22 protein-coding genes and 1 pseudogene are annotated in these 20,631 nt (G+C 61.8%); 10 read left to right on the top strand and 13 right to left on the bottom strand.

Features of this window, described 5'->3' with window-relative positions; all coding sequences use genetic code 11:
* Positions 1 to 74 precede the first annotated feature (74 nt).
* Together AC6JBC_RS11335 and AC6JBC_RS11330 are read left to right on the top strand one after the other, a co-directional pair.
* Positions 75 to 671, top strand: a complete 597-nt coding sequence (locus tag AC6JBC_RS11335) for a hypothetical protein (protein ID WP_498026060.1) — start codon at positions 75 to 77, stop codon at positions 669 to 671.
* Positions 668 to 1,798, top strand: a complete 1,131-nt coding sequence (locus tag AC6JBC_RS11330; RefSeq protein ID WP_464788144.1) for a M14 family metallopeptidase — start codon at positions 668 to 670, stop codon at positions 1,796 to 1,798. The genes AC6JBC_RS11335 and AC6JBC_RS11330 overlap by 4 nt, the downstream gene beginning before the upstream one ends.
* Positions 1,799 to 1,823: 25 nt before the next feature.
* Here AC6JBC_RS11330 and AC6JBC_RS11325 read toward each other — a convergent pair whose 3' ends face one another.
* From AC6JBC_RS11325 to AC6JBC_RS11310, 4 genes are all read right to left on the bottom strand, one after another.
* A complete protein-coding gene (locus AC6JBC_RS11325) occupies positions 1,824 to 2,543 on the bottom strand; it encodes a dienelactone hydrolase family protein (protein WP_464788145.1) in 720 nt (239 codons plus the stop codon).
* Positions 2,544 to 2,689: 146 nt separating this feature from the next.
* Positions 2,690 to 3,217 (bottom strand): porin family protein, encoded by a 528-nt coding sequence (locus tag AC6JBC_RS11320; protein ID WP_498024322.1) that lies wholly within the window; start codon positions 3,215 to 3,217, stop codon positions 2,690 to 2,692.
* A gap of 202 nt (positions 3,218 to 3,419) precedes the next feature.
* A complete protein-coding gene (locus AC6JBC_RS11315) occupies positions 3,420 to 4,418 on the bottom strand; it encodes a 50S ribosomal protein L11 methyltransferase (protein ID WP_498024321.1) in 999 nt (332 codons plus the stop codon).
* Positions 4,419 to 4,499: 81 nt separating this feature from the next.
* Positions 4,500 to 5,831, bottom strand: a complete 1,332-nt coding sequence (locus tag AC6JBC_RS11310) for a methyl-accepting chemotaxis protein (protein ID WP_464788148.1) — start codon at positions 5,829 to 5,831, stop codon at positions 4,500 to 4,502.
* 168 nt (positions 5,832 to 5,999) lie between these two features.
* On the opposite strand from AC6JBC_RS11310, the gene sdhC reads away from it, so the two are divergent.
* From sdhC to AC6JBC_RS11285, 5 genes are all read left to right on the top strand, one after another.
* Entirely contained in the window at positions 6,000 to 6,395 is a 396-nt protein-coding gene (gene sdhC, locus AC6JBC_RS11305) for a succinate dehydrogenase, cytochrome b556 subunit (RefSeq protein WP_464778948.1), read from the top strand.
* On the top strand, positions 6,395 to 6,784 hold the full coding sequence (gene sdhD, locus AC6JBC_RS11300) for a succinate dehydrogenase, hydrophobic membrane anchor protein (protein ID WP_498024320.1): 390 nt from the start codon (positions 6,395 to 6,397) through the stop codon (positions 6,782 to 6,784). The genes sdhC and sdhD overlap by 1 nt, the downstream gene beginning before the upstream one ends.
* Positions 6,784 to 8,586, top strand: coding sequence for a succinate dehydrogenase flavoprotein subunit (sdhA, locus tag AC6JBC_RS11295; protein ID WP_498024319.1), 1,803 nt, complete (start codon positions 6,784 to 6,786; stop codon positions 8,584 to 8,586). Before sdhD ends, sdhA begins: the two co-directional genes overlap by 1 nt.
* Positions 8,587 to 8,687: 101 nt before the next feature.
* Positions 8,688 to 9,110, top strand: coding sequence for a GFA family protein (locus AC6JBC_RS11290; protein WP_498024318.1), 423 nt, complete (start codon positions 8,688 to 8,690; stop codon positions 9,108 to 9,110).
* A gap of 43 nt (positions 9,111 to 9,153) precedes the next feature.
* Positions 9,154 to 9,561, top strand: coding sequence for a VOC family protein (locus AC6JBC_RS11285; protein ID WP_498026059.1), 408 nt, complete (start codon positions 9,154 to 9,156; stop codon positions 9,559 to 9,561).
* Positions 9,562 to 9,588: 27 nt separating this feature from the next.
* Here the strand turns inward: AC6JBC_RS11285 and AC6JBC_RS11280 are convergent, their stop codons facing one another.
* Positions 9,589 to 10,131, bottom strand: a complete 543-nt coding sequence (locus AC6JBC_RS11280) for an FMN-binding negative transcriptional regulator (RefSeq protein ID WP_498024316.1) — start codon at positions 10,129 to 10,131, stop codon at positions 9,589 to 9,591.
* Between the two features lie 270 nt (positions 10,132 to 10,401).
* Here AC6JBC_RS11280 and aat point away from each other — a divergent pair, with 270 nt between their 5' ends.
* Positions 10,402 to 11,157, top strand: a complete 756-nt coding sequence (gene aat / locus AC6JBC_RS11275; RefSeq protein WP_464788153.1) for a leucyl/phenylalanyl-tRNA--protein transferase — start codon at positions 10,402 to 10,404, stop codon at positions 11,155 to 11,157.
* Between the two features lie 35 nt (positions 11,158 to 11,192).
* Here aat and AC6JBC_RS11270 read toward each other — a convergent pair.
* The 4 genes and pseudogenes from AC6JBC_RS11270 to AC6JBC_RS11255 form a co-directional block, all read right to left on the bottom strand.
* Positions 11,193 to 11,363 (bottom strand): annotated as a pseudogene (locus tag AC6JBC_RS11270) (DUF2155 domain-containing protein); the annotation flags it as partial.
* Positions 11,364 to 11,596: 233 nt separating this feature from the next.
* Positions 11,597 to 11,995 (bottom strand): NADH:ubiquinone oxidoreductase subunit NDUFA12, encoded by a 399-nt coding sequence (locus tag AC6JBC_RS11265; RefSeq protein ID WP_464788154.1) that lies wholly within the window; start codon positions 11,993 to 11,995, stop codon positions 11,597 to 11,599.
* 51 nt (positions 11,996 to 12,046) lie between these two features.
* Complete coding sequence (locus AC6JBC_RS11260) at positions 12,047 to 12,574, bottom strand: DUF192 domain-containing protein (RefSeq protein ID WP_498024314.1); 528 nt, start codon at positions 12,572 to 12,574, stop codon at positions 12,047 to 12,049.
* A 66-nt stretch (positions 12,575 to 12,640) separates the two neighbouring features.
* Positions 12,641 to 13,165, bottom strand: coding sequence for a regulatory protein RecX (locus AC6JBC_RS11255; RefSeq protein ID WP_498024312.1), 525 nt, complete (start codon positions 13,163 to 13,165; stop codon positions 12,641 to 12,643).
* A gap of 201 nt (positions 13,166 to 13,366) precedes the next feature.
* Here AC6JBC_RS11255 and AC6JBC_RS11250 point away from each other — a divergent pair, with 201 nt between their 5' ends.
* Positions 13,367 to 15,088, top strand: coding sequence for a fatty acyl-AMP ligase (locus AC6JBC_RS11250; protein ID WP_498026058.1), 1,722 nt, complete (start codon positions 13,367 to 13,369; stop codon positions 15,086 to 15,088).
* A gap of 115 nt (positions 15,089 to 15,203) precedes the next feature.
* Here AC6JBC_RS11250 and AC6JBC_RS11245 read toward each other — a convergent pair whose 3' ends face one another.
* The 4 genes from AC6JBC_RS11245 to cysS all read right to left on the bottom strand — a co-directional run bounded on the left by AC6JBC_RS11245 (position 15,204) and on the right by cysS (position 19,633).
* Entirely contained in the window at positions 15,204 to 15,965 is a 762-nt protein-coding gene (locus AC6JBC_RS11245; protein ID WP_498024311.1) for a ParA family protein, read from the bottom strand.
* Between the two features lie 160 nt (positions 15,966 to 16,125).
* On the bottom strand, positions 16,126 to 17,496 hold the full coding sequence (locus AC6JBC_RS11240; RefSeq protein ID WP_460987484.1) for a class II 3-deoxy-7-phosphoheptulonate synthase: 1,371 nt from the start codon (positions 17,494 to 17,496) through the stop codon (positions 16,126 to 16,128).
* A gap of 155 nt (positions 17,497 to 17,651) precedes the next feature.
* A complete protein-coding gene (locus tag AC6JBC_RS11235; RefSeq protein WP_498024308.1) occupies positions 17,652 to 18,098 on the bottom strand; it encodes a Rap1a/Tai family immunity protein in 447 nt (148 codons plus the stop codon).
* Between the two features lie 17 nt (positions 18,099 to 18,115).
* Complete coding sequence (cysS, locus tag AC6JBC_RS11230; protein ID WP_498024307.1) at positions 18,116 to 19,633, bottom strand: cysteine--tRNA ligase; 1,518 nt, start codon at positions 19,631 to 19,633, stop codon at positions 18,116 to 18,118.
* 285 nt (positions 19,634 to 19,918) lie between these two features.
* Between cysS and AC6JBC_RS11225 the strand changes: the two genes are divergently transcribed.
* Positions 19,919 to 20,629, top strand: a complete 711-nt coding sequence (locus tag AC6JBC_RS11225) for a Bax inhibitor-1/YccA family protein (protein WP_498024305.1) — start codon at positions 19,919 to 19,921, stop codon at positions 20,627 to 20,629.
* Positions 20,630 to 20,631 lie beyond the last annotated feature (2 nt).

Raw genomic sequence — 20,631 nt, 5'->3', positions numbered from 1 at the left:
CATGGCTTCAACTGTTGAAGGAATATCTGGTTCGGCATCGTCTATGGACTGCCGCATCTTTGTCGGAGATTAGCATGATCAAGCAGATACTCCTGCCCCCATTCCTTGCCCTGTCACTCGCTGGATGCGCAACGGCGGTGCCGCCCGTCGAGGTAACCCGCTTCCATGTCGGAAATCCGGCGCAAAGCGGAACGTTGGTGGTGGAAGAAATGGCCGCGAATCCCGATGCAGGGCTGGAGTTCCGGACCTATGCCGCCGCTGTCGAGCAGGAGTTGCAGCGTGCGGGCTTCAGCGCCCCACCTGCCGGAGCGCGCAGCGACTATGTCGCATCGGTCGGCTTCCGCCGATCTTTCCGTCCGACCGGATACGGCAATGATGGCAAGCCCGTGAGTGTAGGCGTTGGCGGTGCGGTGGGCAGCGGCGGCTATTCAGGGCTGGGCCTGGGCATCGGCATCAACCTCTCGGGGCGGCCGAAGGATATGGTGACGACGGAGTTGCAGGTGCAAATCCGCAGGCGATCCGATTCGACGACGATCTGGGAAGGCCGGGCGCTCACCCAGGCGCGGGAGGGTACACCAGCCGCTCAGCCCGGTATCGCCGCGCAAAAGCTCGCCAGTGCGTTGATCGGGGGCTATCCGGGGGAATCGGGGCGCACTATAACCGTGAAATGACCATCTCGATCAGCAATGCCTTCGACAGCGGCAATATTCGTGTTCTTTCCATAATCGATACTGGCGATCGGGTCCGGGCCGAGCTGGAGATCGTCAAGGACAGGCAAAGCGATTTCTACCAATGGTTCCACTTTCGCATCGCGGGCGTTGCCGGGCGCGAAGTGGAACTGGCTATCGTCAATGGCGGGACCTCCGCCTATCCCGATGGCTGGCCGGGCTATAAGGCGCGGATCAGCGAGGATCGGGAAGTCTGGACGCAGGCGGATACCAGCTATGCCGACGGCGTCCTCACCATCAGCCTCTCTCCGGATCGCAACGTGCTGTGGGTCGCCTATTTCGCGCCCTATTCGATGGAGCGGCATCATGACCTGATCGCCTGGGCGGGTTGCCAGCTCGGGGTCGAGCATCGGGAATTGGGCCTGACGCTCGACAAGCAGCCACTCGACCTTCTGACGCTGGGCGACGGGCCAAAGCAGGTCTGGCTCTACGCCCGCCAGCATCCCGGCGAGACGATGGCCGAATGGTGGATGGAAGGCGCGCTGGAACGGCTTTGCGACGAGGAGGATGCCGTCGCCCGGCTGCTCCGCGCCAAGGCGACATTCCACATCGTTCCCAACATCAACCCTGATGGCAGCCGCCGGGGGCATCTGCGCACCAATGCGGCGGGCGTGAACCTCAACCGTGAATGGCACGAACCGTCGATGGACCGCAGTCCGGAGGTCTACCTTGTCCGGCAGGAGATGGACCGGACGGGTGTCGATTTCGCCATGGACGTGCATGGCGACGAAGCCATAGCCGCAGTCTTCCTGGCGGGCTTTGAAGGCATCCCTTCACTCAGCGAGCGGCAACTCGCCCTCTATAATCGCTTTCGGGATACGCTCGCGGCCCGGACGCCTGATTTCCAGACGACGCGCGGCTATCCTTCATCGGCGCCGGGCAAGGGCAATCTGACCATGTCCACCAATCAGGTCGCCGAACGTTTCGGCGCGGTCGCGATGACGCTGGAAATGCCCTTCAAGGACAATGACGATTTGCCCGATCCCGAATTTGGCTGGTCCCCCGCACGGTCGAAGCAGCTTGCCAAGGACTGCCTTGCGGTTTTGGCGGAGATGATCGGGGAGCTTTGAGCTGGATGCCCTGAAGGGGGTCAGCCTAGTTAAACAGGTCGGCGAGAAAGTCTCTCATCGACCGGAAGCTGCGGTGGTCTGCGTCAGGGTTGTAGACGAGGCCCTTGTCCGGCATGTTGACCGCATGATCGGTGAATGCGTGCCCGGTATGGCCATAGGCATGGATCTGCCAGTCGCATCCGGATTTCGTCAGTTCGTCGGCCAAGGCCACCGTGGCTGCTGGAGGAGCCAAGGGATCGTCCCAACCGTGGCACACCAACAGCTTCGCCCTGATGGCGGCGTTGGGAAAAGGTGGCGCGTCATAAATTCCATGGAAGCTGACGCCGCCGACGATGTCGGCTCCGCTGCGCGCAAGGTCTAGCACGCATTTGCCGCCGAAGCAGAAGCCGATCGCGGCCGTCCGGCTCGCGTCCGCTTCGGGAAGTGATTTGAGGACGGAATGAGCCGCGTTGAGCCGGTCGCGCAGCAGGGCGCGGTCGGCGTTCACCTCGTTCATGTAGCGCCCCATGTCGGGGTCATCGCGGCTGGCTCGCTTGCCCTGACCATAGATGTCCGCGACGAATAGCGTGTATCCCAGTTCCGCGACCTTCTCGGCGTAGGCGAAGTCCGCTTCTTTGGTCCCCAGTGCATTAGGGAAAAGCAGGATGCCGGGCCGGGGTGCGCCTGCGGCTTTGTCGAAGACGGCCATGCTCTCGAAGGTTCCACCGGGGCCTTCATGAACCGTGACGCGGCGAGTGATAGTCATGGCAAGCCTCGCTGATGAGAGTGGCAAGGCAACATTAGGCCGCTGGGAGTGCGTGGCAAGCGTTGCCCTGCCCAACACTCCGAGCGCATAAGAAAAGGGCGCCCCTCATGAGAGGGACGCCCTTCTTTTTCTGCTATAGCCGTGTCTTAGAAACGGTAGCCGAGGATCAGCGCGCCCTGATGACGCTCAGGGTTCACGCCACCGATCTGCTCGTAACGCGAATAGCGATATTCAGCGCGAACGATGAAGCCCTGGACCGTCGTTTCCAGACCGGCGCCCAGACGGTAGCCGTCCAGTTTGACGTTGTTGTTCAGCGCGTCTTCCAGTCTGGCGTTGGTGTAGCCGCCCTTGGCATAGGCCAACACGTTCGGCACCACTTCGCCGCCGATGCGGACGCCGGCATAGAGGTCGCGATCGGTGCGAACGCCGAACTTCTTGACGTCGGAATCGGCATATTCGCCTTCAATGCCGAACACGGCGCCGTTGACGTTGACGTCATAGCCGATCACGCCGCCATACAGCAGGCCGCTGTCATGGTTGACCGAGTCGAAATCGACATGGTCCACACCGACGACTGCGCCGACATAGGGACCGGAAAAGGGCACGGCGTCCTGAGCGAAGGCCGGTGCGGAAACGCTGGCAAGCAGCAACGCCGAAGCGATCAGTTTTTTCATGAGGGGCTCCTTTTCTGGGGTAACCGGATGTTGTCTGAGCGCGCTTTAGGGAGGCTGAGCGGGATGAGTAAAGCATCACAAACAACGACATACCGCATTGCACAACGCACTGTGGCAATGTTGCATCACGTCTTGAAATGGATTCCTGGCGCCCTAGTCAGCCGGATGACCGTGCCAGGGCCATCCGTTGCTCGGTCCGGTTTTAGAGGCTGCCGAACCCCGGCGCCTCACCGCGCGCCTGCCTGTCCAGCCGGGTTGGGCGTTTCCAGCCGATGCGCGGACGCTTGCGCAGCCGCAGCGTCGGCCAGTCGCCATTGTCCATGCGCTCGGCAAGCCGCATGCCCTGAGCGCGGTAGGCTGACAGAACGGCATACGCTTGTTCCTTCAGCAGTCCGGCGAGCAGGATCGTGCCCCCTTCCTCCACGAGCGCGCAAAGTGAGGGCGCGAGTTCGATCAATGGGCCAGCGAGTATGTTCGCGATCAGCAGATCATAAGGCGCACGCGTTGCGATGGCGGGATGATCAACGCCCGCCGCGACATACAGCGCCAGTTGGCCTTGGCCCTTGCCGACCGCGATGTCGTTGGCCGAGGCATTTTCCGCGCTGATGTCGACGGCGACCAGGTCGATGTCCGAAGCGGTGGCATAGGCGTGGGGCCACAAATGGAGCGCTGCGAAGGCGAGCAATCCGGTGCCCGTGCCAATATCCGCCACATTGCCAAAGCGCATGCCGACGCGCCGCATGCGGTCCAGCATCAGAAGGCAGCCTGCGGTGGTCTCATGCTGCCCGGTGCCAAAGGCGCGGCTCGCTTCGATCAGGAAATTGACGTGGCCCGGCTGCTCCGCATCGCTGGCAAGATTGCGGATGTGGAAGCGTCCGGCCGTGACTGGCTCCAGTCCCTGCTGGCTCAGGGTTACCCAATCCTCATCGGGCAACTGTTCGATCTGCGGCTTGGTCCCACTCGCGCTGGGGACGAGGGTACGGAGCAGCTTGATGGCGGCGGGGCTGGGCTTGCCTTCAAAATAGGCATCAAGTTGCCATGCATTTTCATCATCCGGCGCCGCTTCGCTGGTCATCAGCACCGGCGGCTTGTCCATGAGCGCGAAGCCCGCGATGTCACCGTCCAACGCCTCCGCCTCCGCACGTGTGCAGGGCAAGGTGACTTTCCAGCTTTGGACGGAAGAGGGCGCGGCATCAGTCATGCCGCGCCCTTTAGAAGCTTCAAGCGGGAAGGGGAAGTCGAGAGGGCATCAGTCGCTCTCCGGCTGCCTTTTCCCTGAAATTCAGGCCACCTGTCGTCCAAAATCGGAGGATGCGGCCCGCAGGCTGGCAAGCTTGCCCTCGACGCTCATGAAGCCACGCTCCAGCTGGTCGATTTCGGAAGCAACGACTTCCGTATCCTGACGGATGGCGGAAATGGTACTCGACATGGAGTCGGCCGCCAGCGCCGTCTCATCGACAGCGGCGGTGATCATGGTAACCGTCTGCGCCTGGGCGTCCATGGCATGACGGATGCGATCGGCGCTCGACTGCACTTCCCCAACCGTATCGCGGATTCGTTCATTGGTTTCCACCGACTGCCGCGTCGAAGCCTGAATATCCGCGATCTTGCCCGCGATTTCATCGGTCGCACGCGCCGTCTGGTTCGCAAGGCTCTTCACTTCCTGCGCCACGACGGCAAAGCCGCGCCCCGCGTCGCCCGCGCGCGCCGCTTCGATGGTGGCGTTGAGAGCGAGCAGGTTCGTCTGGCCCGCGATGTCGCGGATCAGGCCCAGGATCGACTCGATCGATTTCGCATGCTCAGTCAGAGTTGCCGACATCGTCACCGCATCGCCCGACTGCCGGGCGGCGCGCTGCGCAACATCCGCGGCGCTTTCGACTTCGGTACGGGCATCCTCGATTGCGCGGATGAGCCCTGCCGAGGTGCGGGCTGCTTCACGCATCGCGATTGCCGATTGTTCGGCGGCGGCGGCGACTTCCGAAGCCTTGCCCAACATGCCGCGTGTGGCGGCAGAGGCATCCTTCGCCTGTTCGCGCAGCGATTCGCCGAGCTGGGAGGCACCGTCGATCTCGCCCATGATGCGCTGTTCGAACAGGGTGCCGATGCGCTGGCGTTCGTTGCGCTGCGCTTCTGCCTCGTCGCCCGCGAAGGCGTTGGTCATCATGCTGGCATCGACCATGCTGACCATGGTGATGATGTTCACAAGCCGCTGGCGGGTGGTATCGTCCGCCGCCTTTTGCCAGACGAGGTTGGTCAACTGCTTGTTGGCTTCCGATACCGCCGTCAGGACGAGGCCCAGGGGCAAGCCGCGTTTGCGGGCCAACCGGACGCAGGCGATGGAGCTGCCCGCCCAACTGCCTGCCTCATAGAAGCTGAGCTTCTGCCGTACATATTCATGTGCTTCGGTTTCGATCTTGGCGATCGTGGAGGCGGCCAGGACGCTGCGCAGATGAGATTGATCCATGTAGCTGTCGAAGAAGGTACGGGCCGCGATCGACGCGCCGTCGCCTATCATGTCCCGAATCTCGCGAAGCCCCGCCGCCAATTCGCCGGTGGGATCTATTTCCGCCATGCTGGCGATCATTGCGCTCTTCGCTGGTGCGACGGACGTCATATGCGGCAAACCTCAATTCTCTTGTTTGTCCGTCGGGTCATAGCGCTATCTGGTTAATCAGTTCTTAGCCGTGATCGCCCGGCCGCTCTTTCGGCGCGGCTTGCCCTCTTGACCGATCGCTCTTAAGGGGACGGGAATCAGGGACAAGCATCAGGGACGTAGGTAGATATGGCGCGAACCACGAGCCGGCCGCTCTCGCCGCATTTGACGATCTGGAAATGGGGGCCTGCTATGGCCGTTTCCATCATGCACCGCGTGACGGGCAATGGCCTGGCGACGGCGGGTGCATTGGGTCTCGTCTGGTGGCTGATGGCCGCAGCATCGGGGCCGGAAGCCTATGCGACCTTCGTGGCATGCGCGACCTCGCCGATCGGTTATCTGGTTATGGCGGGCCTGAGCTGGTTCTTTTTCCAGCATCTGACGTCGGGCCTGCGCCACTTCGTGCTCGACATGGGCGCTGGCTATGAACTGAAGAACAACCGGACCTGGTCCGTGCTGACCTTCGTCATCTCGACGCTCCTCACCATCGCCTTCTGGGCCGCTATCTGCACGGGGAAATTCTGATGGGAACGGGAACCGGAATCGGCCGCGTTCGTGGACTGGGCTCTGCCCGTCACGGTGCGCATCACTGGCTGGCGCAGCGTTATACCGCGATCGGCAACCTGCTGCTGGTGCTGTGGCTGCTGTTCAGCCTGATCGCGCTGCCGGGGCTGGATTATCAGAGCGTCCATAACTGGATCGCCAACCCGCTGGTCGCGGTGCCGCTGATGCTGATGCTGGTCAGCATCTTCTGGCACCTGCGCCTCGGCATGCAGGTGATGTTGGAGGATTATGTCCATGACAAGGGTCTGGCCTTCCTCTCCATGCTGCTGCTGAACTTTTATGCCTTTGGCGGCGCGGCCGCGGGCGTCTTCGCGATCGCCAAGATCGCCTTCACGGGGATCGTCAAGTAATGAGCGAAGCCTATAAGATCATCGATCACACCTACGATACAGTCGTGGTGGGTGCGGGCGGATCGGGCCTGCGCGCCACCATGGGCAGCGCCGAAGCGGGCCTGAAGACCGCCTGCATCACCAAGCTGTTCCCAACTCGGTCGCACACCGTTGCTGCTCAGGGGGGCATTGCGGCCAGCCTCGGCAACAACTCGCCCGACCACTGGACCTGGCACATGTACGACACCGTCAAGGGATCGGACTGGCTGGGCGACCAGGATGCGATCGAATATATGGTGCGGGAAGCGCCTGCGGCCGTGATCGAGCTGGAACATGCGGGCGTACCGTTCAGCCGCAACGAGAATGGCACCATCTACCAGCGTCCGTTTGGCGGTCACATGCAGAATATGGGCGCTGGCCCGCCGGTGCAGCGCACCTGCGCCGCCGCCGACCGCACCGGCCACGCCATGCTGCACGCCCTGTATCAGCAGAGCCTGAAATATGACGCGGACTTCTACATCGAATATTTCGCCATCGACCTGATCATGGAAAATGGCGAGTGTCGCGGCGTCATCGCCATCTGCATGGAAGATGGTTCGATCCATCGCTTCCGCAGCAAGGCGGTCGTGCTGGCGACGGGCGGTTACGGGCGTGCGTACTTCTCCGCCACTTCGGCGCATAGCTGCACCGGCGACGGCGGCGGCATGGTGCTGCGCGCGGGCCTGCCGCTCCAGGATCTGGAGTTTGTGCAGTTCCACCCGACGGGCATCTATGGCGCGGGCGTGCTGATCACTGAAGGCGCGCGTGGCGAGGGCGGCTACCTCACCAACTCCGAAGGCGAGCGTTTCATGGAGCGCTATGCCCCCTCGGCGAAGGATCTCGCGTCGCGTGACGTCGTGTCGCGCTCGATGGCGATGGAAATGCGCGAAGGGCGCGGCGTTGGTCCGAACAAGGATCACATCTTCCTGCACCTCGACCATATCGATCCCAAGGTGTTGGCCGAGCGTCTGCCGGGCATCACCGAAAGCGGCAAGATCTTCGCGGGCGTTGACCTGACCCGCCAGCCGCTTCCGGTGACGCCGACCGTCCATTATAATATGGGCGGCATTCCCTGTAACTATCATGGGCAGGTGGTGACGAAGGTCGGCGACGATCCGGAAGTCGTGGTGCCGGGCCTCTATGCGGTCGGCGAAGCGGCTTGCGTGTCGGTCCACGGCGCGAACCGTCTGGGCTCCAATTCGCTGATCGACCTTGTGGTGTTCGGCCGCGCGACCGGCCTGCACCTCAAGGAAACGATCAAGCCCAATGGCTCGCATCGTCCGCTCCCCGCCGATGCGGCCGATCTGGCGCTGTCGCGCCTCGACCATTATCGCAACGCCAAAGGCGGCTCGCCGACGGCGAAGATCCGCCTCGAAATGCAGCACACCATGCAGAAGCACGCCGCCGTATTCCGCGACAGTGCGCTGCTATCCGAAGGCGTCACCAAGATGGCGCAGGTCAATGCTAGCATGCAGGATGTGGGCGTGTCCGACCGCTCGCTGATCTGGAACACCGACCTCATCGAGACGCTAGAGCTGGACAACCTGATGTCTCAGGCGGTCTGCACCATGGTCAGCGCGGAAAACCGCAAGGAAAGCCGTGGCGCCCATGCGCACGAAGATTTCCCGAACCGCGACGATGAAGCCTGGATGAAGCACACCATCAGTTGGTTCGACGGCTGGGGCGGAAAGGGCGGCAATGTCTCGCTCGATTACCGTCCGGTGCACGACTACACGCTCACCGACGAGGCGGAATATATCAAGCCCAAGGCGCGCGTTTACTAAGACGCTGCGTCGGCTATTGAACGGGAAAGGGCGGGTCGCAAGGCTCGCCCTTTTTCGTTATGTCAGATCGAACAGGGGCGGCCCGGAGAAGGAGGCAGTCGTTGGCGGATGCGAACAAATATGGGGCTCAGTGCCATTGCGGCGCTGTCCGTTTCGAGGTCGAACTGAGTAATGGCCTCAACAGCGCGCGCCGGTGCACGTGCAGCTTTTGCCGGATGCGCGGGGCGGTCGCCGTGTCGGCCGCAGTGGGAAGCATCAACTTCGTGCGCGGCGAGAATCTGCTGACCAGCTATCGGTTCAACACCGGGACGGCGCAGCACTTCTTCTGTTCGCAATGTGGAATCTACACGCACCACCAACGCCGCTCGAACCCGCACGAATATGGGGTGAATGCAGCCTGTTTGGACGGGCTGAGCCCCTTCGATTTCGCTGAGGTGCCGGTGTTGGACGGGGAAAATCATCCCAGCGACAATGAGGGCCGGGCGCGGATGGCGGGGGTATTGCGGTTTATTCGTGGGGATTGAGGCACGGGTCCGTCGTCGAAGGAGCACGAAGTTGGGAAAGGGCATAACCGGATTAAACCATGTGACAGTGGCGGTTGCAGACGTTGAACGGTCACTGGCCTTTTATCGCGATGTCCTTGGCTGTAGCGTCCGGGCGGTGTGGAGCGATGGCGCTTATCTTGAAGCGGGGACGCTTTGGCTGTGCCTATCCCGCGACGACAAGGTGAGAACGTCGCCGCATTCAGACTACACGCATCTGGCGTTCAATGTTCTGGAGGCGGACTATCACAGCTTGAGCGAACGCTTAGCCGCCGAGTGCATCATTTGGAAAAGCGATAGTAGCGAAGGTGCGTCCACTTACTTCCTCGATCCCGACGGGCATAAATTGGAAATACATGTGGGCTCCCTTGAAACGAGGCTGTCACATTACCGACTGGAGGCGGTCAAAGGGGTGACGGTTTTCGATTATTGATGGCACGGCGCACGGGGATGTTGCGCTTTATTTCTGCTGATCGATTATAGCGGCCATGGACGAAGTCGGATCGATTTCTCTCAATCCGGCGACAACGCTCGCCCTGTTGATGGTAGGCTGATTCTGACTGACTTTCCATTTTCCTTCGATCCGCTCGATCGGTATTTCAAAGCCGATTATGTTTTTCAACAGCGCATCGATGTAGTCTTCCGGGGCGTCGTTGACAGACCATGGTGCTGAACGATCCGCCTCCTGCAGCGTGGTCAGAGTATCGATCTGCGCTCGCAGCCAATTGGCATCTTCGATTATGCGAGGATTTCCCCGAACCTGAACGACAATATAGTTCCAGGTTGGAACTACCTTTTCATGCTCCATCTTCGTCGCGTACCAGGATGGGGTGATGTAGGCTTGCGGACCCTGGAAAATGACCAAAGCTTCGGCGCCGGTCAGAAGGTCTTCTATCTGACCATTCGCCCGTGCCATATGTGCGCGCAAGTTATCGCGACCATCTTCATTGGTCAGCGTGAACGGGATGAAATTGGCGGTAAGACCATTAGCCCCATGGGTCACGAGTGGCCAGCGGGTAACAACGGATCGTGGCGTGCAATTGCTCCAAACGATCTTCCCGAAACACTGGTGGCCTGTACATGGTCGCTCCTGAAATGCTTTTGCCGCTTCCATGAGGATGCATCGCGGATTGCGGCTGGTCCAGCATTCCGACGCAGATAAAGCGGGATCGCGGCTCAAGGCCGGGATGACGGAGGATATAGGGACGATAGGCGGAATGGCCTGCACAGCCCCTCTGGCGCAGCGTCGCGGCTGTCGCTAAGTCTTTCTGCAATGACGATCGATCCCCTGGTCCTTTTGCAGGCCTATTCCATCGGCGTGTTTCCCATGTCCGATGACCGGGATGCGGAGGAGGTTTATTGGATTGAGCCCAAGCGGCGAGCGATCATGCCGCTCCATGGCTTTCGCATGTCCCATTCGCTGGCCAAGACGATCCGGCAGGAGCGTTTCCGTGTGACTGCCAACCACGATTTTGGCGGCATTGTTTCGCTATGCGCGCAGGCGGCGGAAGATCGGCCATCGACCTGGATCAACAAGGAGATCGAGCAGACATACCGGCATCTGCACGAAATCGGCTTTGCGCATTCGATTGAGGTTTGGGATGGCGATGAGCTGGCGGGCGGCCTCTATGGCGTTGCTTTGGGCCAAGCCTTTTTCGGCGAAAGCATGGTGTCTCGAAAAACCGATGCTTCTAAGGTCGCTCTGGCCTGGCTCACCGCCCGCATGCTTTTTGCAGGCTTCACCTTGCTCGACTGTCAATTCATGACCGACCATCTTCGGTCATTGGGAGCGATAGAAATCAGCCAGAAGGATTATCTGGGATTGCTCGCGGGCGCGCTAGGGGACGTCCCACTAGGTGCGGGCCGTTCCTCGGCATTGGCCGGGGGTTCGGGGGGCTGGGCCGAGCTGGCATTTGCGCCGCTCGGCGGAGAGGCGTCCGCTGGGGGTTCGCCTTTGCCGCCAAGCTTGACCGTGTCGGGGCCGCTTTCTGGCCAGGACATCGTGCAGCTTCTTACCCATACATCGTAGATCGGATGCTGCACCACGTTGCGGTCGGGCCGTTCCTTGAACAGCCAGCCCGAAAAGTTGCGGCGCCACTTATTGTCGGCGGTGCTGCGCACGTCGAGTTGAATGAAGGCTCCGGTTTCCTTCACATTTTCCCAAGGAGCAGTCGTCTCACACGCTTGCAGGCGGACGATCGCATCGCCTACGCGTAAGGCGTCGCCGGGCTTCATCGTGAGGTCAGTGGTGATCCCGTTGCGCTTGTTGAGCAGGCCGATCACCGCGACGCGATCCGCCATGGGCGTGCCGGGCAAGGCCGAAGAATCGCCATTGCGAATCTTTTGCCCCTCGATCTTCACGGGGCCGGTCTGGTTCGCAGTGGGAAGTTCATCGCCGCCGCAGGCCGCAAGCGACAGCAGCAGGGCGAGGGGCAGGATCGGCAGGACCGTCCCCGCCGGGCGCAGGGTCATGATGCGTCGGGGCTCCACGCTTCATAATCGCCGGTCGCGCGCTGGCGCTGCGCACCCTTTTCCAGCGCACCCGTGGGCCGGTAGGCATTGGGAGTGCCAGTCGCGTTGGGCGTGAAATCCCGTTCCCAGATACGGGGCGGGGGGAGGAAGCTTTCCGGCGTTCCTTCGATCGTGTGATGCAGCCACCCGTGCCATTCGGCGGGTACGCGGCTAGCGTCATTATTACCGTTGTAAATTACCCAGCGGCGGGTGCGGCCATGTACGTCCGTGCCGCCTTCATAATAGATATTGCCCTGATGGTCCTCGCCCACTTTCTTGCCCTTGCGGGAGGTATAAAGTGCGGTGCCGATGGTCGCGCCATTCCACCAGGTGAAGATCTTGGCCAGGATTCCCATGGGGCAAGCGCTTAGCGCCTGCCGTGGGGGATTGGCAAGGCGGATATGGCGTCAGCGGGTCCGCGGTGGGCAGAAATCGAGGTTGGCGGGGCTTTTGACCGCAGGATCGACGCAGCTGCCCCAAGATACACTGTCGCCCTGGGCGATGCCGAGTTCAGCCGCCCGCCCGCCGCGCAGCTCAAGGACGGCCGCCACGGGAACGCCAGCAGAAACCGGCACGCGTGAATAGGGTGCGGCATTGGCGGCGATGAAGGCGATCGCGCCGTCGGTGCGTATGAAGATCATGTCGAGCGGGATCAGGGTGTCCTTCATCCAGAAGCTGGCGGTGCGGGGCGGCGACATGGGAAAGAGCATGCCGCTGTCCGCGTCCAAGGACTTGCGGAACATCAGGCCCTTTTCCTGCTCCTTTTCGGTGATGGCGGTTTCCACCGCAAAACGGTGCTTGCCCGAGTCCGTACGGATTTCAAGAGGGAGCAGATTGGTCTGCTGGTTTGTAGGGCTGGCGGTCTTTTCCGCCTTGGGCTGGGTGGGAGAACAGGCGGCTAAAACCGCGACCAGGAAGGGAAAGGCGATCCGCATCCTGTTGTGCTAGCCTATCCGGGAGTGGTGGCGCCACAGATTTTGCGAGGTCCCATGGCGCGCCTGTCACTGGTCGGGTTCTGGCGGCTCACCGGGGGCAGCGTCCGTCCAGCGGCGGGCGGTGTCGAAACTGTGGCCCGCGCGCAGGAAAGCGGCGATGGCCTTTTCACGCTGCTTTGGATCTGCCGCCGCCGTGGCATAGGGGCCGAGGCGTTTGCGGCGGGCGAAACGATCGGCAGCGGCCCAGCTATCGTTATCGACTTGAGCGTCCGCTTCTTCCCGATCAGTTTCCGCTATGCCATCGGCGCGGAGGGTCTGCGCAACGCGGCGTGCCCCATAGCCGCGACGGGTAAGCGCCGCGCTTTTCATGACGGCAAAGCTGCGATCATCGACATAGCGCAGCTCGGCCAATCGCTCGACGAGCCGTTCCGGCGCGGGCGGACCTTCGTCGGCCCATCCGCGTTCCTGCAATTTGCGGTTGAGATAAGCGAGCAGCTTCGCCCGGCTTGTCGCGAAACGGCCGACGTAACGCAGGGCCAGATCGCGCAGGCTGTCGCCATCCAGCGGCGGTCGGGGGCGTTTGCCGGTCATATGAGCGCCTTCATGGCAATGGTTTATGCGACGGGCGCCTTGATTATGCCACAGTGGGGCCGGAATTTTACCGCGCCTCATGCTGTAGAAGGCCAAGCTGGAATGCAACTATCCGGTGCATTGCTGCTTCAAAGATGATAGCGGCGCGCCCGGATGACAAGATTGAAATTGGGTGAAACCAATATGACGGGTTCGCAAAGCATGATGGCACCGACGCCGACCAATGACGCCCTTCCCCGGCGCTTCTCGGATTTCGAGACGCTGGGCGAGGCGCTCCACTATGCGGCGCAGGGGCAGCGGGGGCTGAATTTCCATGATGCGCGTGGCAATCTGGCGCGACCCTATCCCTTTGCCGAACTGCGGGCCGATGCCATCGCATGCGCCCACCGCCTGATCGCCCATGGTGTGAAGCCGGAGCATCGCGTGGCTCTGGTGGCCGAAACGGGTACGGACTTCGCGCAACTGTTCTTCGGCATCATCTATGCGGGTGCCTGGCCGGTGCCGCTGCCGCTGCCCACTAGCTTTGGCGGCAAGGAAAGCTATATCGACCAGCTGAATGTCCAGTTGGACAGCTGCGATCCGATGCTGTTCCTCTTCCCCAAGGAACTGGAAGAGATGGCGGGAGAGTCTGGCCGCCAGAAAAATGTCGAGAGCATTGCGTTCGAGGACTTCATCGCGCGGGAGGCCGTGGCTTGCGATCTGCCGCAGGCGAAGGGCGAGGAAATCGCCTATCTGCAATATTCGAGCGGTTCGACCCGCTTCCCTCATGGCGTCGCGGTGACGCACCATGCGTTGCTGAGCAACCTCGCCGCGCACAGCCATGGCATGCAGGTGCAGGATAGCGATCGCTGCATCAGCTGGCTGCCATGGTATCATGACATGGGGCTGGTCGGCTGCTTCCTGTCGGTTGTCGCTAACCAGGTGTCGACGGACTATATGAAGACCGAGGATTTTGCCCGCCGTCCGCTGGCGTGGCTGGATCTCATCAGCCGGAACGAGGGCACCTCGATCAGCTATTCGCCGACCTTCGGCTACGACATTTGCGCGCGACGCATGTCGAGCCAGACCAAAGCGCAGGACCGGTTCGACCTGTCGCGCTGGCGGCTTGCAGGCAATGGGGCGGACATGATCCGGCCCGACGTGATGCAGAGCTTCGTCGACGCGTTCGCTGATGCGGGGTTCAGCCCCAAGGCTTTCCTGCCGAGCTATGGCCTGGCCGAAGCTACGTTGGCGGTCACCATCATGCCGCCAGGTGAGGGTATCATTGTCGAGCTGGTCGAGGAAACTGACCTGTCTGGCGGCGATGCAACCGAGGGGCGTCCGCAGCGCTTTCGCTCGATCGTCAACTGCGGCAGGCCCGCGCGCGACATGATCGTGGAAATCCGTGACGAGGACGGCGGGCTGCTGAATGAGCGGCAGATCGGCAAGGTCTGGACGACCGGCCCGTCACTGATGGTCGGCTATTTTCGCGATCAGGAAGCTACCGACGCCTGCATGGCGGATGGTTGGCTGGACACCGGCGACATGGGTTATCTGAGCGACGGCTATCTCTACATTGTCGGTCGCGCCAAGGACATGATCATTATCAACGGCAAGAATCACTGGCCGCAGGATATTGAGTGGGCCGTTGAGCAACTGCCGGGCTTTAAGCAGGGCGACATCGCGGCTTTCGCGATCACCACGCCGGGTGGCGAGGAAGCGCCTGCGGTGCTGGTGCATTGCCGCACGTCCGACAATGACGAACGCACGCGCCTGCGTGACCAGATCCGCGAGCGGGTGCGGGCGATCACCGGCATGAACTGCGTCGTGGAGCTGGTGCCGCCGCGCACCTTGCCGCGCACGAGTTCGGGTAAATTGAGCCGGTCGAAGGCGCGGAACCTGTATCTGACGGGTGAGATCAGGCCCTACGATATCGCGGCTTGATGGGTGCTATTGGAATAGTTTTATTCCGTTCGCCCTGAGCCTGTCGAAGGGTTCTCCTTTAATGAAGAGAAGTAGTGGCTTCGACAAGCTCAGCCCGAACGGGTTGGGGGTGGTCTTACCCGCTCTTTTGATCTTTCAGCACCTGCCGTTCGATCGTGGTCCACAGGCTCGCGAAAGCCTGCGCCGGGGGTGAAGACGCCGCGAAGGCACCGAGGGGCTTCCTCTTCACCGTCATCTGCTCGACCATGCTGGCCATCGGGACAGCGGGCCAGCCGGGCTGCTCCTCCAACGCCTTGCGGTGCAGGGCGCGGCGCCGATCCACCATGGAATAGACGGGCAGGATCGGTGGATGCGATCCGCCGCGCTGGACGAGGTAGCGTGCTACTTCACCCATTGCGCGTTGCGACAGGGGCGAGGGGATGACCGGAATCACGATCATGTCAGCGGCGCGGAGCACTTGCTCGCTGGTTTCAGTGAGGCCAGGCGGGCAATCCAGGATGATGCGGTCATAATCCTTGCCCAGATTTTCAATCAGCTTGGCGAGCCGCTTCTTCTTGTCCATCTCGCGAAAGAGGTGGTCGAGGCTGCGCAGAGAGGTGTCGGCGGCGATCAGGTCGAGGCCGGGTACGGTCGAAGGCTGGATGAGCTTGCGAACCTCCACATCCTTGCTGAAGATCGCTTGCGCAGCGTCGCGGCTCTGCTTGTCAGTGGAGATAAGCCAGCTGGCCGCAGCCTGCGGATCAAGATCCCACAGCAAAGTCCGTCGCCGCGAGATGGATGCAGATGCCCAAGCCAGATTGATCGCGAAGGTGGTTTTGCCAACGCCACCTTTAAGGCTGTAAACGGCGATGGTCGCCAATGCCGGTTCCTTTGCCATGGGGTGAAAGCTACGGCTTTGACCCGCCAAAGCAAGCGGACAATCATAAGTTAATGACGCTGTCGTGACAGGCGTGGCTTTCTCGCTCTGCCAGCGCGGCAGGCCCATGAAAAATCCCGCCGGAATATCCGGCGGGATTCTCTTCGATCGTTCCGAGGGATCAAGCCGCCGCGCGGCGTTCCTTCAGTTCCTCGTTCAGCATCTCCGCGAGCAGGAATGCCAGTTCCAGGCTCTGTGCTGCGTTGAGGCGCGGGTCGCAATGGGTATGGTAGCGATCAGCAAGGCCCTCGTCCGTGATGGCGATGGCGCCGCCGGTGCATTCCGTCACATTCTGCCCGGTCATTTCGGCATGGATGCCGCCGCCAAAGCTGCCCTCGGCGCGGTGCACGGCGAAGAAGCCACGCACTTCGGCAAGGATGCGGTCGAACGGCCGCGTCTTGTAACCATTGGCCGCCTTGATCACGTTGCCGTGCATCGGGTCGCAGGACCACACAACCGGATGGCCTTCGCGCATTACCGCGCGGACCAGCTTGGGCAGGCCCGCTTCGATCTTGTCGTGACCGTAGCGGGTGATCAGCGTGATCCGGCCCGCCTCGCGCGAGGGATTGAGGATATCGAGCAGGCGGATCAGCGCGTCGGGCTCCAGGCTCGGGCCGCACTTCATGCCGATCGGATTGCCGATGCCGCGGAGATATTCGACATGCGCCGACCCTTCGAACCGCGTGCGGTCGCCGATCCAGAGCATGTGCGCGGACGTGTCATACCAGTCGCCGGTCAGCGAATCCTGACGGGTCAGCGCCTCTTCATAGGGAAGGAGCAGCGCTTCATGGCTGGTGTAGAAGCTGGTTCCACCCAGCTGCGGCACAGTCTCCGGCGACAGGCCGCAGGCGCGCATGAAGTCGAGCGCCGCGCCGATCTGGTCGGCGACAGCGTCGAACTTCGCCGCGAGCGGGCTGCGGCCCATGAAATCCAGCATCCAGCCATGAACACGATCCAGGCTGGCATAGCCGCCGGTCGAGAAGGCGCGCAGCAGGTTCAGCGTCGCCGCCGACTGGTTGTAGGCGCGGATCATGCGCTGGGCATCGGGCTCACGCGATTCAGGCGTGAAGGCGATGTCGTTGACATTGTCGCCGCGATAGCTGGGCAGTTCCACACCACCGATCGTCTCGGTATCGGCCGAACGCGGCTTGGCGAACTGGCCTGCCATGCGGCCGACTTTCACGATCGGCAGCTTGGACGCGAAGGTCAGCACCACCGCCATCTGCAACAGCACGCGGAACGTGTCGCGGATGTTGTTCGGGTGGAACTCCGCGAAGCTTTCGGCGCAATCGCCGCCTTGCAGCAGGAACGCTTCGCCGGTCGTGACCTTGGCGAGTTCGGCCTTCAGGTTGCGCGCTTCGCCGGCAAAGACGAGCGGGGGAAACTGGCTGAGCTGACCCTCTACCGCGGCCAACGCCTGTGCGTCACGATAGAAGGGCATCTGAATGCCCTTATGCTCCCGCCAGCTTTCCGGCGTCCACTTCGCCGTCACGTCATGTCTCCCAATGCTAAAAATAGTGGCCGCCCCTACGCCCATGTAGGAATCAAAGCAAGTTTATACCATCCCCATCCGGGATGCGGCGCGGAGAAGGCGGGTTTCAGGTGCAGCGGATTGGCCACGTGCTGCGCGAACCAACTTCCGCCGTTTCACTTCTTGCAAGGATAATGCTCGTTCAGCGCGATACTGACGATGACAGAGGCAGGGGCGTTGCGCTGGTCGGGATAGCGTTCAAGATAGGCGATGACGATGCGCCGCACTTCTTCCGCCTGCATCCGGTCAGGCCAGCAATTTGGCTGGGCGCGACCAATGAACACATCCTTCTTGATGCCGTCCACCGCGCCGACGATGTACGCGGTGCAGGCCAGCGCATATTCCGGCGCCTTGTTGCGGCACTTTGCGCGCAGCGTGGTGCCGGTTTCGAACATGAAATGTTGGGCGGCGGCAGGCGGAGTGGCCACCGGGCTCCCCGACAGGAGCAGAGCCGTCAGAATTTGCCATTTCATGAGCGGATGGTGCGCTTCCTGCATTGGCCTGTCCAGCCGGGCAGGCGCGGGCGTAGCACGGACTGGCGCATTGTTGCGAATGCGTAACATTATGATAAATAACTGGTTTACCCTAGCCTTGGCCGCCATTCCCAGCGCAGCGGGTCACCGTCCATGACATCGACGCCCCGTTCGATGAGCGCATCCCTGATCTGGTCGGAGAGGGCGAAATCCTTCTCCGCACGGGCATTCTGGCGGCGGTCGAGTTCCGCCTCTACCTCCTCGGACGTGATCTGCGCGTCCTTGGGCATGATGCGAAGGTCGGCGCGGCTCAGCTGAAGAAGGTTGAGCCCCAACGCCTGATCGAACGCTGCGATCAGGCACAGCTTCTCATCGACCGGCACCTTTTTGATGGCAATCGCCTCTTCGAGCAGCGGCAACGCGCGCGGCGTCATCAGGTCGTCGCTGATCGCGGCGTCGAATTGCTCCAGCAGCGGCGCGAGCTTGGGGTGAAGGTTGGCGCGAAGGTAATCGAGGCGGGGCGACTGCCAGGTTACGCCTTCGGCGCGGCTTTTCAGCCCCTCCACGGCCATGATCAGGCGCTTGAGGCGAGTGAGGGCCGCGCCGACGCTCTCCGCGCTGAACTCCAATTCGCTGCGATAATGGGCGCCCAGACACAGCAATCGGTAGGCGAGCGGATGCACGCCCGCATCGATCAGCGAGAAAAGCGTCGTAAAGCCGCCTTTCGACTTGCTCATCTTGCCCTGGCGATCAACGAGGAAATTATTGTGCATCCACCAGCGCGCGCCGGTGAAGCCGGGCTGCGCATCGGTGCAGCCGCAATAAGCCTGATTCTGCGCGATCTCGTTGGGATGGTGGATTTCCCGATGGTCGATGCCGCCGGTGTGAATGTCGAACGGATGACCAAGGCGCGCTTCGCTCATCACCGAACATTCAAGGTGCCATCCCGGGGCGCCCTTCCCCCACGGGCTGTCCCATTCCATCTGGCGCTGTTCGCCCGGCGGTGACTTGCGCCAGATGGCGAAGTCCGACGGGTTGCGCTTCCCCGCTACCGGATCGATGCGGGCGTGGGCGGCATCATCGCGGCCACCGGCCAGCGCGCCATAGTCGGGCACGGTGCTGCTATCGAAATAAAGGCCGCTTTCCAGTTCGTAGCAGTGCGCTGGCGCGATCTTCTTAGCAAACTCGATCATCTGCGGGACATAGTCGGTCGCGACGGTCCATTCGCTGGGGGCCATGATGTTGAGGTCGGCGATGTTCCGCTTGAAGGCATCCGTATAGTGGGCCGCTATGTCCCAGATGCTTTTCGCCTGGGCGCGGGCGGCGGCCTCCATCTTGTCGTCGCCCGCGTCGGCGTCACTGGTCAGGTGGCCGACATCGGTGATGTTGATAATGTGGGTGACATCCAAACCCTTCCACAGCAGCGTGCGGCGCAGCGTGTCGGTGAAGACATAGGCGCGAAGATTGCCGAGATGGGCATAATTATAGACGGTAGGGCCGCAGCTGTAGACGCGCGCGTGGTTCGCGTCGATCGGAGCGAAAGGTTCGACCGTACGGGTCAGGCTGTTGAAGAGGCGCAAGGGCGCGTCGGCATGCTGCTCGGCAGGGGTGAACTGGTCGCTCATGGAGCGAAGCCATGCGGCGGTTCAACTGACCCGTCAACTGTCGCGTCGACTTGTAACAAATTGTTGCTGGCGGGCCGACGGGTTGCGTTCCTGTGTTCTAGTTCCGATATTGCTTGTGCGGGCCGGGCCCCTCTGGCGGTTGGAGTGATCCAGCTGTGATGTCGGACCGCATCGAGTGCGCTCGGTGCAGGTTCGTGGGGCTGTCCCCCCTCTAGCCTCGCGAAGACCGCGCCGGGCCACTCGATCCACATGATGTTTGTTGTTGAAGGATGGAGTTTTAACGCCGTGAACAATCCCGTTCGTACACCCAATTATGGGACGACACAGGCGGCGCAACACGACGCCGGGCTGCGCAGTCACATGCTGGGTGTCTTCCGTAATATGGGGATCGGCCTGGTCATCACTGGCCTGGTCGCTGCCTTCATCGGCAATACGCCCGCGCTGGCCGCCGCGATCTTCAACACGCCGCTCAAATGGGTCGCGATCTTCGCGCCGCTGGCGTTCGTGTTCTTCTTCAGCTTCCGCATCGAGAAAATGACGACGGCTGGCGCGAGGTTGGCTTTCTGGGCCTTTTCCGCCGTTATGGGCGTGTCGCTGGCCAGCATCTTCCTGGTCTTCACCGGGGCGAGCATCGCGCAGGCCTTCTTCTCGGCGGCGGTGATGTTCCTTGCCATGGCGCTGTGGGGTTATACCACCGGCCGTGACCTGTCGAAGTTGGGCTCTTTCCTGATCATGGGTCTGATCGGCATATTGGTCGCGAGCCTCATCAACATCTTCATCGGCTCCTCTGCCATGCAGATGGTGATTTCGATCATCGGCGTGGTGGTCTTCACTGGCCTGACCGCCTGGGACGTGCAGCGGATCAAGTCGGAATATTTCGCCTATGTCGGCCATGAAGTGGCGCAGAAGATGCAGGTGATGGGCGCGCTGTCGCTGTACCTGAACTTCGTGAACCTGTTCCAGATGCTGCTCAGCCTGACCGGCGAACGGGAATAATA

Source organism: Sphingobium sp. RC1 (assembly GCF_059738765.1).
Note: the sequence above shows the minus strand (reverse complement) of the source record. Positions and strands in the feature narration are given on the sequence as shown.